Raw genomic sequence first — 11888 nt, 5'->3', positions numbered from 1 at the left:
CCATCGCCATGTTCCAACATGGCACGAATATTGCGTTGTTGATGGTCAATCCTGTCCGCTTTTCGGAGAGACACCGTGACGCATTTGCCCAAGATCCTCCTTCTGGCGCTGTCCGTTTCAGCATCCAACCCGGCGCTGGCGCAGCAGAAGTTCGAGAATCTGGATCGTATCGACAGCCTGGTCGCGATGACAGTCGGCGCCAATCTGGGCGAACCGGGCGGCCCGATGGCGCCGGTCGACCGCCGCCTGCGGCTGGCCGCTTGCCCGACCACGCCCAGCGTGGACGGGCCGCTGTTCGGCGCGGCGATCGTCAAGTGCGACGCGCTGGGCTGGCGGATTCGCGTACCGCTGGTGGCGGGTGGCACCGCGGCGGCGTCAGGCCCGGTGGCGCGCTATGCTCCGGCGATGCGGGCCATGCCGAAGGACGCCGTGGTCCGGAAGGGCGATCCGGTGCAATTGATGGCCGGCAATGCCGCCTTCAGCGTATCGCGCATGATGATGGCGGACGAAGACGGCGCCGTGGGCGAAACGATTCGCGTGCGGGAAGACCGCAAGTCGCCGCCGATTCTGGCGCAGGTCGTGGAAATGGGAATTGTTCGTGTTCCGGGATTTAACAATTTTTGAACCCGGCCGTATATAGACTGTGCGGGACGAATGAAGGATTGAAACGATGATCAAGTCTGTCGGCCAGAATATCAGCGCCGCCATAGAGGCAGCCCGCCTGAAGGAAGGCGGCAAGACCGCGCGCGCTTCTTCGGTCGGCTCGGCCGCGACATCCGCCTCTTCGACCGGCTCGGCCAGCCCGGCTGCCCGCATGGCGGCGGAGGGGGCCCCGATCGACATGGATCGCGTCGCCGCGATCAAGGCTGCCATCGCTTCGGGTAATTATCCTGTCGATCCGGCGGCGATCGCGGATCGCATGCTCGCGCTTGACCTGCCGACGGCTGGCTGACCCATGCCGCTCGGCCTTGCAGCGCTGGACGAGTTGAACGCGGCTTTCGAAGAGCTGCGCGGGGCGCTCGACGGGGTCGACCCGACTGCCATCGAAACGGCAGGCCAGCGAATCGCCAAGGCGGCGGCGGCCGTGCGCGCCATCGGAGTGTGGCGGTCTGACGAGGCGGTGAAGGACCGGCTGAAGGCGCTTGCGCCGCTGATGGAATCCGCCCGGATCCGCACGAACCTGCTGGCTGACCATGCCAGCCAACGACTCGCGATCCTCGCGGCGCGGGGCGCGGAGGCGGCACCGCTGGTATATGGGCGCTAAATAGGCGTCATTGCTGTTGTTTGACGAGGCGCCCGCGAGGCGCCTTTTTTCATTTCCGGTCGGCAGCGCGCTCCGACATGACCAGAGCAGCAATCAAATTATGAGCACGCGTTAACCAAATCTTGGCACGTCACTTGCTCTAATGACCCCCGGTACCAACGGGGATTGATCGAACCAGTGTCGGTTTTTGCAGACATCGCAGGAACAGGGGCGGCTACAACGGGCAATCGCGTCACGAACGCGATCGCCATGGCCAGCCGGCGTACCGGCGTGGACTTCGCCTATCTGCTCGGTCAGGCGAAGATCGAAAGCAGCCTCAATCCCACCGCCCGTGCGACCACCTCTTCCGCGACCGGGCTTTACCAGTTCGTCGATCAGAGCTGGCTGGCGGTCATCGACCAGCATGGCAGCGAATATGGCCTGGGCTGGGCCGCCGACGCGATCAGCCGGGGCAGCAACGGCCGCTATTATGTGGCCGATCCGGACCTTCGCCAGCAGATACTCGACCTGCGCAAGCATCCCGAAACCGCCTCTGTCATGGCCGCCGAACATGCCGCCGACAACAAGGCGACGCTGGAACAGCGCCTGGGCCGCGAGGCGGAGCCGGTCGACCTCTATATGGCCCATTTCCTGGGCGTCGGCGGGGCCAGCAGGTTCCTGTCGATGAACGATCGCGCGCCCAATGCGGCTGCGGCGGCCATGTTTCCGGCGGCGGCCCGCGCGAACCGTTCCATCTTCTACGACAAGCAGGGCAATGCCCGCAGCTTCGCGGAAATCCGCGACCGCTTCGCCGCCAAGCTCCAGAAGGGCTTCGATTCGGTCGGCGGTGGCGCGATCCAATATGCCGACGCCTCGCTGCCCTCCGGCGCGAAGGCGGTGCAGCCCGCCGACTATGTGCGGATCGAAACCCAGCGCCTTGCAAGCGCGGCCGATGTGACAGGCATCCGCCCGCAGCCGCAGACGGCGCGCCTCGCCTATCTCATGCTCGCCACCCTCGGAAGGTAACGGCCCCTTATGACTCCCGCCCAAGTCAAAGCGAAGATCTGGATGAGCGCCGCCAAGGGGGCCGTGCTGCCCATCGCGACGCTGATGGTCGTGCTGTTCATGATGGTGCCGGTGCCCGCGATCATGCTGGACATTGGCTTCATCACCAACATCATGATCTCGCTGGCGGTGCTGATGGTTGCGCTGAACGCGGCGAAACCGCTGGATTTCTCCAGCTTCCCGACGGTGCTGCTGTTCGCGACGCTGCTGCGATTGGCGCTCAATGTCGCGTCGACCCGCGTGGTGCTGGTGAACGGGCATGAAGGCACGGATTCCGCGGGCCATGTCATCGAGGCCTTCGGTCATTTCCTGATCGGCGGCGACTATGTCGTCGGCATCTTCGTCTTCGCGATCCTGATGATCATTAACCTGGTCGTCATCACCAAGGGCGCGGGCCGCGTGTCGGAAGTCAGCGCCCGCTTCACCCTGGACGCCCTGCCGGGCAAGCAGATGGCGATCGACGCCGACCTCAACGCCGGCCTGTTGACCCCGGAAGAAGCCAAGGTCCGCCGCCGCGAAGTGGCGACCGAGGCCGATTTCTACGGTTCGATGGACGGTGCCTCGAAATTCGTGAAGGGCGATGCGGTCGCGGGCATATTGATCCTCGCCATCAACATTGTCGGCGGCATCATATTGGGCGTGGTCAGCCACAAGCTCAGCATCGGCGAGGCCGCGCAGACCTATATCATCCTGGCCATCGGCGACGCGCTGGTGGCGCAGATTCCGGCGCTGCTGCTGTCCATCGCCGCCGCCGCCATCGTTACCCGCGTCGGCAGCGAGGACGATCTGTCGAACCAGATCACCAGCCAGTTCGGTTCGGGCAAGGCGTGGATGCCGGTCGCGGCGATCTTGACTTTCCTGGGCATATTGCCCGGCATGCCTCACATGGTCATCCTGCCCGCCGCGGCTGTGGCGTGCGGCATTGCGTGGCACCTGCGCAAGTCGAGCCAGCGCAAGGCGGCCGAACCCGAAGCGGCCCCGCCGCCGCCCAATCCGGCGCTCATCGAATGGAACGACGTGTCGGACGGCGCGGTGCTGGGGCTGGAGATCGGCTACGGGCTGATCAGCCTGGTGGACGAGCGCAAGGGCGCGCCGCTGATGGCCCGGATCACCGGCATCCGGCGCCAGCTTTCGAAGGAACTGGGCTTTGTCGTGCCGATGGTCCGCGTGAAGGACAATCTGGCACTGGAGCCCAATCAATATCGCATCACGATCGCCGGGGTGGTCGTGGGCGAGGACGAGATTTTCCCCGACGATCTGCTCGCGCTCGACAGCGGCGCACTGGAGGGCACGGTGTCCGGCCGCGAGGCGAAGGACCCGACCTTTGGCCTGGACGCTGTCTGGATTTCGCCCGCCAAGCGCAGCGAAGCGGTGGTTGCGGGCTATACGGTGGTCGACCCGCCGACGGTGGTCGCCACCCATCTCAACCAGCTCATCGCCATGAACGCCAGCGAGATGTTCGGCCTGGACGAAGCGCGCAAGCTGCTCGACAATCTGAAGGACGCTGCGCCGCAACTGGTCGACGGCCTGACCCCCGGCCTGCTGAACCTCACCCAGATCAGCGCGCTTTGCCGCGCCCTGCTGGCGGAGGGCATCCCGCTCAAGGACTTCCGCCGCATCTGCGAGGCGATGGTCGATGCTGCGCGGCCGGACATGACCCTCGACCAGTTGGTCGAAGCGGTGCGCCAGCGGATCGGTTCGCTGATCATCCAGGGGCTGGTGCCGGTGAAGATGCCGCTGCCGGTGATCACGCTGGACGGCGATCTGGAAGCGCTGCTGGCGCAGGCGATGCGGGTCGCGGGCGATGCCCGGCACCCGATCGAGCCCGCGCTGGCCAACCGCATCATAGAGGCGGTGATCGCCGCCGCCCGGCCGCTGCTGGGGCAGGCGCGTACTTTCGCCATCGTCACCTCGCCGGTCGCGCGCCGGGCGCTGGCCCGACTGTTCAAGCCGCATCTGCCGGAAACGCCGGTGCTGTCCTTCCTGGAAATTCCCGACGGCAAGGGCGTGGAAGTCGTCGCCGTGGTCGGCGGCGAACAGCGGCCCGCGCCGCGCCATGATCCGCTGCCTGCTCGCGAACGCGTTGCATAGGCCGGGGAGATGAAGAAGGGCCTATGTCTTTATTTTGCCGCGATTTCCAAGCCGGGGAATGTTCCATTTCCCTCGAAATCGCTCTGAGGAGCCTGACCAATGTTCATGAATAGGGTCGTCGCCGGTTCCGATGCCAACACCTATGGCCGGTCCGCCCATGCCAGTTCGCCCGAAAGGCTGGCGCGCCAATATATGCCACTGGTGCGCAAGATCGCCTGGCATGTCCATGGCCGGGTATCGAGCGCGATCGAGATCGAGGACCTGCTCCAGATCGGCATGGTCGCGCTCGTTGAGGCTGCGAACGGCTTCGAGGATCGGGGTCTGGGCTTTGCCTCCTATGCGCAGATGCGCGTGCGGGGGGCGATGATCGACCATCTGCGCCGTCAGGCGACGATGACGCGTTCCGCCATGGCCCAGCGCAAGCAGCTGACCGCCATCCGCAACCGGCTGGAGCAGAAGCTGGGCCGCGCACCGCTGGAGGCGGAAATGTCGGCCGAGATGGGGCTGGACGCCTCCGCTTACCGCGAATTGGCCGATAGCTGCGAGATGGTGCAGCATAGCAGCATGGACGAGGTCTATTCCGACCAGTCCATGTGGTTTGCCGATGTCGAGGACCGCGCCGACGATGTGATGGAGCGCGAGTCGCTCAAAGGCGCGCTGGCGAAATATATCGGGGAACTGCCGCAGCGGGAGGCTCTGGTGCTTCAGCTTTATTTCGTCGAGGAACTGAACCTGGATGAGATCGGCTCGACGCTGGACATCGGCGCCGCGCGCGTCTGTCAGATCAAGAAGGCCGCGCTCGACAAGCTGCGCGAGAAATTGCGGGATTGGGACTGAGCCTCGTCCGACGCCTCCCTGCCTGCCTTCGCAGGAACAAGGTGTTCTGACCGCTAGCCGTCATTGGCCACGTTGGACAATCCTTCGAAGGGCGGCCTTGCATTGTCCAACTGCAACTGCCGGTAGCGCGTCTTCTGGTAATTCTGCGTGCGCCACCACGGTTCCGCCACCTGGAACAGCCCACTTTTCGCGACATGCGTGCCCAGATCCTTGCGCGCGGTGAAGGCCGCGAAGAAGGGCGCCAGCGCAAGGCCCGCCACCACAGGTATGATCCAGCCAAGCGAGGTATCGGACTTCACCGCCAGCAGCGTCAGTCCCGCGCCCAGCAGCATATGCCATTTGAACAGCCAGATCGCGGGCAGCATCCGCATGCCGTCCCGGTCGCGGGTCTGGCCGTTCCAGCTGCTCTTGCGGCCCATCAATATGCCGAACAGGTTTATGGTCTGCGTCAGCATGCTGATCGGCGCCATCAGGATCGACAACGCAATGTCCGCGATCACGCCGCGCATCATGCGTACCCCGCCGCCAAAGCCGATGCGTCGCGCCGGATCGGCCAGCGCCCAGAGCAGCGCGAGCAGCTTCGGCCCGAACAGCAGCACCGCTGTCAGCGCGAGCAGTCCGCCCGACGGCAATATCGCGCTGGGCGGCCACACGCCCGCCGCCGCGCCGCCCAGCACCACGAGCATCAGGGTCAGCCATAGCGGCGACGTGCAATAGGCCGACGCTCCGACGAAAAGCTGGAATTTGCTGACCGGGTGCATGCCCCTGATCTTCGAAAGCAGCGGCACATGCTGGATATTGCCCTGGCACCAGCGGCGGTCACGGGTGGCGAGGTCGGGCAGGGACGGGGGAAATTCCTCGAAGCTGTCGTCGGCCATGACGATATGCACGTCCCAGCCGCGGCGGCGCAGCAGCGCGGCCTCGACCATGTCGTGGCTCATGATATGCCCGCCAAAGGGCGCGCGTCCGGGCAGTTCGGGCAGGCCGCAGCTCTGCGCGAAGGCCCTGGTCCGCAGGATCGCATTATGGCCCCAGAACATGCCTTCCGATCCCGCCCACCAGATCATGCCGGCGGCGGAAATCGGGCCGAACAGGCGGCTGGCGAATTGCTGCCACCGGGCGAACAGCGTCGATGCGCCGACGATCGACGGCACGGTCTGGATCAGGCCGACATGGGGATGCCGTTCCATGTCGGCGGCAAGGCGCGCCATGGTCTGTCCGCTCATCACGCTGTCCGCATCCAGCACGATCATATGGTCATAGGCGCCGCCGAAGCGTTCGACCCATTCGGCGATGTTACCCGGCTTTCGTCCTATGTTGAGCGTCCGCCGCCGATAATGAACCGGCCGGGAAAAGCCCCGGCGCATCTTGAGATAGGCGACGCGCTCCTTCTCTCCATTTTTCGGGTTCGAATCGGACAGGATGAAAAATTCGAACCGCTCACCGCCCATCACCTGCGCGAGCGAGCGCTCCATGATCGAGAGGCGGGCGAGCACATCCTGAAAATCCTCGTTGCAGACCGGCAGCAGCACGGCGGTCCGGCCACGCAACGGCACCGTGGAGCGGGCGCGATAGGGTCGCACGCCCTGGCCGCGCCCCACGGTCAGCAGCAGGAAACCAATGAGGCTGGTGGCGAAGCCAAAGGCAATCCACGCGAAAAGCGGGATGAACAAGGCCAGATACACGCCTTCCCATGGCGATATGCCGTCAAGGCCGATGGAGCGCCGCATCTCATGCGCGGCCATGGATGCGGGCAGCAGCGCCAGCAGCACGACCAGCGTGCGACGCGCCCACAGGTCGATGTTGAACGGACGATGCGGCAGGTCGCGGGGCGCCGCCGCGAAATCCTGCGCGGGCATGGCCAATGGCCGCTCCGGAGGGAGATGTTCGAAGGCCCTTGCAGGCGTCGATCCGCTGGCCCTGTTGCTGTGCACGCCGCCCGTTGCCTTCATACCGACCCGTTTCGCCAGAGGTTCGGGCCGAAACCCGTCATTCAGAACCAACTTGGCTTTGGCTGGTTCCCTGGAGCATTTTCAAGTTGACCGTTTACGGTCGACGGCCCGGAAAATGCGGCATCAAAAGACCAGAGCGTTTCCGCTCATAGTGAAAACGCTCTAGCATGCCTGTCATTCAGGCGCCCAGCGGGTAATGCACATATTCGCTGAACGGGCGATTGCCGGCCCTGAGCTGGGCGCGGATATCGGTCGCCTTGCCGCGATCCCGACGGATATCCAGGACCATCCGGAACATGTCCTTCTGGTGCAGGACCGGATAGCCGGCCTTCTTGACCAGGGTTCCACCGGCCAGATCGACCCAGATGTCGGGCTGCGTTCCTGTCGGCACCCCGGAGAAATCGACGAGAAAGCGGTCGACTCCTGCCTCGCCCGATTGGCCGGTCCAGATATTTTCGACCGTGGCGAGGCCGGCGGAGGCCGGCGCGCGCGCCGCCGACCAGTCAAGCCGGTAGCTTGCCTCTATCCGGTTGCCGGCGCGGGTGGGCGCGGCGGGCGTCCAGTAGGCCGCGACATTATCGGTATATTCGCTGTCGGTCGGGAAGGCGTAAAGCCGCACCTCCCCGGCGCCCAGCGGTTTGCGGCTGGTCGTCCACAGGGAAGGGCGCCGTTCGTAGAAGACCCCGTCATCCTGATAATGATCGAAATTCCGGTCGCGTTGAAGCAGGCCAAAACCCTTGGGATTGCGTTCCGCAAAGACATCGACCCGAGGGGCGGAGGGGTTGACCAGCGGGCGGCAATGGACGGTGCCGTCGGCGCTGGCGATGGACAACATGTCTGAATCATGGATTTCCGGCCGCCAGTCGGTGCGGGTGCGCCGGTCGGCCTGATCGTACCAGAACATGCTGGTCATCGGCATCAATCCCAGTTCCGCGACCGCCTTGCGCGTGAACAGCACGGCATCGACATCCTGTCGCACGCCCTGCGGCGTGAGAGTACTGGCGAAGCGGAAGGCGCCGGTCAGGGATGCGCTGTCCATCAGCGCATAGACGGTGACGCTGCTGCGCCCCGTCCGCTCCAGCCAGAAATGCGTGAAACGGGGAAATTCCTCCTTGCCCGCGATGCTGGTGTTGATCGCCACGGCGCGGGCGGACAGGCCGAACTGCCTTTCAGCGGGCGCCCGGAAATAGGTGGCGCCCAGAAAGGACAGCCAGTCGCCGTCCCGTGCCGCGTTCATGATGCGAAAACCGGCAAAGCCCGCATCGGGGCCGAGATTGCGCACCGCATTGCCGGCTGGGGCGTCGAACATGTCGGGGTCGTAGCGCAGCGGCGTGGCGCGGCCCTGTTCCACCAATGCGATCTCGACCGGCTGCTGCACCGTGCTGCTGAGCGGGAACAGGCGGATGCCGGTGTCGTCGCCCCGGTCGTTCCAGATCGTCCGTTCATCCCGGAATCGCGCCTGGTTGAAGGCGTCGTAGCCGATCTTGTCGGCTCCGGGGAAAAAGGGCGTCACCTTGAACGCCGCGCGGGCCAGGCGTTGCGCCCGGGCGACCAGCATGTTCCAGGAAAAGGCCTCGGCCCCGTCCCGCGCCAGCAGGGAGCCGGGAAGCAGCAGCGCCGCACCGGAGGCCGCGATCATCGCGCGCCGCCCGATTCCTGTCGAAATATTCTTGTTCATCGCTGTCATCATGGGTGCGACAACCACCAATGCAAGTGTTTCGATCCCGCATCGATTGGAAAATGGTCGGACCGCAAATGCGATGAAGCCTCCGCCCGGGGGGACGGAGGCTTCGTTTGAGCTGGTCGTTTCATCGAAGTTTCTACCCCCGGCACGGTGGGGACTGTTGATGTGCCGGGGGTGGCATGAACGGCCGGGGTGACCAAAACCCCGGCCGGTCAATCTCAGTATCGCAGCTTAGCTGATCAGCTTCAGCACGCCCTGCTGGCTCTGGTTCGCCTGGGCCAGCATCGCGGTCGAGGCCTGGCTCAGGATCTGCTGCTTGGCGAGGGCGGTCGTTTCGGCCGAGAAGTCGGCGTCCTCGATGCGGCTGCGGGCGTCGGTCAGGTTGGTGACGTTGGCCGTCAGCGTGTTGACCGTCGATTCCAGGCGGCTCTGCGTCGCACCCAGCGTGGCGCGGGCGGTCGAGACCGACTGCAGCGCCGTGTCATAGAGCGCCAGGGTCGCGGTGGTCGCTGCCGAGCCGCTGACGGTGGCGGCGCTGGCGCCGACGACGGCCGAGAGGTCGATGCCGCCGACGGAGAGCGAAACCGAGTCGGCTGCGGTCGAACCGGCCTGGACGGTGATCGTTGCCGCCGTGGTCGGGAACAGCGAGATGCCGTTGAACTTGCTGTTGGTCATCACGCTGTTGATCTGGGTCGACAGCTGGTCGAGTTCCGAGGTGATGTTCGCCTTCGAATTGGTGTCGTTGGTGCCGTTCAGCGCCTGGACGGTCAATTCACGCATGCGCTGCAGCATGTTGTTGACTTCACCCAGCGCACCTTCCGCCGTCTGGGCGAGGGAGATGCCGTCATTGGCGTTGCGGATGCCCTGGGTCATGCCGCGGATCTGCGAGGTCATGGTCGAGGCGATGGCGAGGCCGGCGGCGTCGTCCTTTGCCGAGTTGATGCGCTTGCCGGTCGACAGGCGTTCCATCGCGGTGCTGAGAGCCTTGCTGGCCATGGCCGAGGCATTGGATGCACGCAGCGCCGAGGAGTTGGTTCCGATAACAGTCATTTTGATACCCTTTCGTTCGTTCAGGTCGCTGCCATCAGGCTGCTTGCGGCCTCGAAAGGGGATAACGGCGCCGCGAAAAGAGCTTTTAGGCGGATCGCGATTTTTTTGCTATTTGATTGAAAATAAAGGGTAATATGTCGATCTGGCGGCTGGGGCGTCGCCCCTGCATATGCAAAAGCCGAAGAAAAGTTCCGGCCGCGCGGAAAAAAATTGCCGTTATGCGGCAAGGGGTTTGCCGCATTAACCATATGATAACCACAGTCGGGCAGTTTCAACCCATCGAAGAGGTTCGGGGCGTGCGGGGGCACAAGCCAGCCACAACATGGGGACAAGTTCATGTCATCATTGGACGTGAGCCGAGGAGTCTGCGCGCTCGTTCCGGGCCTGCAGCACTGGCTGGAGAATGCGTTCTTTACCGTACGGATCGTGGATGCGCAGAGCCCGCGCGAGCGGGAAGACCGGCGGGTGTTGCTGGCGACGGAAATCGGCCATGCGACCCATCGCGACATATTGATCAATCTGGTCGACGGTGCACCGTCGCTGGTGCCGGCCGCAAACGGCCTGCCCGCGCGTGTCGCCTTCGGCCTGGAGGACATGGGCTTCGCCTTCGCCCTGATCGCGGAGCTGGCGCGGCCCTCCGCCGTTCCCGCCGTGGGCGACGCCGGCAGCGCCCGCCTCATGACGCTGGCCGGGCGGGTCGCCCGCAGCGATGCCACCGTGCTGATCCAGGGCGATACCGGCACCGGCAAGGAAGGCATGGCCCGCTTCCTCCACGCCCAGTCCGGTCGCGTGACCCGCGACTTCATCGCCGTCAACTGTGCGGCGCTGCCCGAAACCATGATGGAAGCCATGCTCTTCGGCCACAAGAAGGGCAGCTTCACCGGCGCGGCCCAGGCTTCGGAAGGCCTGTTCCTCGCGGCCGACGGCGGCACGCTGTTCCTTGACGAGATCGCCGAACTGCCGCTCAGCCTTCAGGCCAAGCTGTTGCGCGCGCTGCAGGAAGGCGAAGTCCTTCCGGTCGGCGCCACGCATTCGGTGCCGGTCAATGTCCGAATCATCGCGGCCTGCAACCGCAACCTTGCCGCTGAGGTTGCCGCCGGCCGCTTCCGCGAGGATCTCTACTGGCGCCTCAATGTCATGCCGCTGGAACTGCGCCCGCTGGCCGAGCGTCCGGGCGACGTCACCGCCATCGCCGCCGCCATGCTGCTGCGCCAGCAGGACAGCGCCAAGGATGCCTTTGTCTGGCCGACCGTCGCGGCGCTGGAAAAGCTGGCCGCCCATGTCTGGCCCGGCAATGCCCGCGAGCTGGGCAATGTGCTTCAGCGCGCCCTGGTGCTGCGCGACGGGGACAGGATCGAGCCTGTCGACCTGCACATCAGCGGCGCGCCGCAACTGCGCATAGTGGAGCAGGTCCTGGCGCCCGCCGAGCCGATCCGGCTGCGCGATGTCGCCCACAACAGCAAGCTGGAGGCTGTCCGCGCCGCATTGCGCGAAACCGACGGTCACCGTGCCGCCGCCGCGCGCAAGCTGGGCATTTCCGAACGCACGTTGCGCTACCGGCTTGCCGAAATGCGCGATCTGGCCGCGGCTTGAGGAGGAATAGGGCATGACCGGAATTTCTCCGACCGACAGCGTGATGGCGATCCGCAACGCCATCCTCCAGAAGAACGCCGCGCTGCGCGATGTTGCCCAGACCGGCAATGTCGGCACGGGCGCGGCAGTCGGCACCAATGGCGCCACGGCGCCGGGCGGCTTCACCGACGCGCTGAAATCGGCGCTGAACCAGGTTAACGGCCTGCAGAACCAGGCGGGTGAAGCGGCCGCCTCGTTCGAACGGGGGGAAACCACCGATATCGCCGGGGTCATGCTGGCCAAGCAGCAGGCGTCGGTCAGCTTCGAAGCCACCCTTCAGGTCCGCAACAAATTGCTGTCCGCCTACAAGGACATCATGAGCATGCCGGTGTAA

At 65.0% G+C, this 11888-nt stretch carries 11 protein-coding genes; 8 read left to right on the top strand and 3 right to left on the bottom strand.

Going from position 1 to position 11888, the window contains the following annotated elements; genetic code table 11:
• Nucleotides 1–75 precede the first annotated feature (75 nt).
• The 6 genes from ACN9MX_RS08405 (at nucleotide 76) to ACN9MX_RS08380 (ending at nucleotide 5236) form a co-directional block, all read left to right on the top strand.
• Entirely contained in the window at nucleotides 76–624 is a 549-nt protein-coding gene (locus ACN9MX_RS08405) for a flagella basal body P-ring formation protein FlgA (RefSeq protein WP_426386663.1), read from the top strand.
• A 46-nt stretch (nucleotides 625–670) separates the two neighbouring features.
• Nucleotides 671–952, top strand: a complete 282-nt coding sequence (flgM, locus tag ACN9MX_RS08400; RefSeq protein ID WP_426386662.1) for a flagellar biosynthesis anti-sigma factor FlgM — start codon at nucleotides 671–673, stop codon at nucleotides 950–952.
• A 3-nt stretch (nucleotides 953–955) separates the two neighbouring features.
• Entirely contained in the window at nucleotides 956–1264 is a 309-nt protein-coding gene (locus ACN9MX_RS08395) for a hypothetical protein (protein ID WP_363739931.1), read from the top strand.
• A 177-nt stretch (nucleotides 1265–1441) separates the two neighbouring features.
• The gene (locus tag ACN9MX_RS08390; protein WP_363752990.1) at nucleotides 1442–2269 is read left to right on the top strand and encodes a lytic transglycosylase domain-containing protein; all 828 of its coding nucleotides are present in this window, start codon (nucleotides 1442–1444) and stop codon (nucleotides 2267–2269) included.
• Nucleotides 2270–2278: 9 nt separating this feature from the next.
• The gene (flhA, locus tag ACN9MX_RS08385) at nucleotides 2279–4399 is read left to right on the top strand and encodes a flagellar biosynthesis protein FlhA (RefSeq protein WP_363739925.1); all 2121 of its coding nucleotides are present in this window, start codon (nucleotides 2279–2281) and stop codon (nucleotides 4397–4399) included.
• 99 nt (nucleotides 4400–4498) lie between these two features.
• Nucleotides 4499–5236, top strand: a complete 738-nt coding sequence (locus ACN9MX_RS08380) for a sigma-70 family RNA polymerase sigma factor (protein WP_426386659.1) — start codon at nucleotides 4499–4501, stop codon at nucleotides 5234–5236.
• 53 nt (nucleotides 5237–5289) lie between these two features.
• Here the strand turns inward: ACN9MX_RS08380 and mdoH are convergent, their stop codons facing one another.
• The 3 genes from mdoH to ACN9MX_RS08365 all read right to left on the bottom strand — a co-directional run bounded on the left by mdoH (nucleotide 5290) and on the right by ACN9MX_RS08365 (nucleotide 9922).
• Nucleotides 5290–7188: a glucans biosynthesis glucosyltransferase MdoH gene (gene mdoH, locus ACN9MX_RS08375; RefSeq protein ID WP_426386658.1), complete on the bottom strand. Its 1899-nt coding sequence runs from the start codon at nucleotides 7186–7188 to the stop codon at nucleotides 5290–5292.
• A 178-nt stretch (nucleotides 7189–7366) separates the two neighbouring features.
• A complete protein-coding gene (locus ACN9MX_RS08370; RefSeq protein WP_426386657.1) occupies nucleotides 7367–8878 on the bottom strand; it encodes a glucan biosynthesis protein in 1512 nt (503 codons plus the stop codon).
• Nucleotides 8879–9103: 225 nt separating this feature from the next.
• Nucleotides 9104–9922 carry a flagellin gene (locus tag ACN9MX_RS08365; protein ID WP_133653826.1) on the bottom strand — a complete coding sequence of 273 codons (819 nt, stop codon included), beginning with the start codon at nucleotides 9920–9922 and terminating at the stop codon, nucleotides 9104–9106.
• A gap of 336 nt (nucleotides 9923–10258) precedes the next feature.
• Between ACN9MX_RS08365 and ACN9MX_RS08360 the strand changes: the two genes are divergently transcribed.
• Entirely contained in the window at nucleotides 10259–11515 is a 1257-nt protein-coding gene (locus tag ACN9MX_RS08360) for a sigma 54-interacting transcriptional regulator (protein WP_426386656.1), read from the top strand.
• Between the two features lie 13 nt (nucleotides 11516–11528).
• Nucleotides 11529–11888, top strand: a complete 360-nt coding sequence (gene fliE / locus ACN9MX_RS08355) for a flagellar hook-basal body complex protein FliE (protein ID WP_363739907.1) — start codon at nucleotides 11529–11531, stop codon at nucleotides 11886–11888.

Source organism: Sphingobium sp. R-21, from assembly GCF_049913335.1.
In the GTDB taxonomy this organism is placed as follows: Bacteria; Pseudomonadota; Alphaproteobacteria; order Sphingomonadales; family Sphingomonadaceae; genus Sphingobium.
This window is presented reverse-complemented; position numbering and strand designations above follow the sequence as displayed.

What these genes read in the sequence shown, in the direction of transcription:
- flhA (WP_363739925.1), top strand. Translation starts at nt 2,279, where the DNA reads ATGACTCCCGCCCAAGTCAAAGCGAAGATCTGGATGAGCGCCGCCAAG.
- mdoH (WP_426386658.1), bottom strand. Translation starts at nt 7,188, where the DNA reads ATGAAGGCAACGGGCGGCGTGCACAGCAACAGGGCCAGCGGATCGACG.
- ACN9MX_RS08380 (WP_426386659.1), top strand. Translation starts at nt 4,499, where the DNA reads ATGTTCATGAATAGGGTCGTCGCCGGTTCCGATGCCAACACCTATGGC.
- fliE (WP_363739907.1), top strand. Translation starts at nt 11,529, where the DNA reads ATGACCGGAATTTCTCCGACCGACAGCGTGATGGCGATCCGCAACGCC.
- ACN9MX_RS08365 (WP_133653826.1), bottom strand. Translation starts at nt 9,922, where the DNA reads ATGACTGTTATCGGAACCAACTCCTCGGCGCTGCGTGCATCCAATGCC.
- ACN9MX_RS08395 (WP_363739931.1), top strand. Translation starts at nt 956, where the DNA reads ATGCCGCTCGGCCTTGCAGCGCTGGACGAGTTGAACGCGGCTTTCGAA.
- ACN9MX_RS08360 (WP_426386656.1), top strand. Translation starts at nt 10,259, where the DNA reads ATGTCATCATTGGACGTGAGCCGAGGAGTCTGCGCGCTCGTTCCGGGC.
- flgM (WP_426386662.1), top strand. Translation starts at nt 671, where the DNA reads ATGATCAAGTCTGTCGGCCAGAATATCAGCGCCGCCATAGAGGCAGCC.
- ACN9MX_RS08370 (WP_426386657.1), bottom strand. Translation starts at nt 8,878, where the DNA reads ATGATGACAGCGATGAACAAGAATATTTCGACAGGAATCGGGCGGCGC.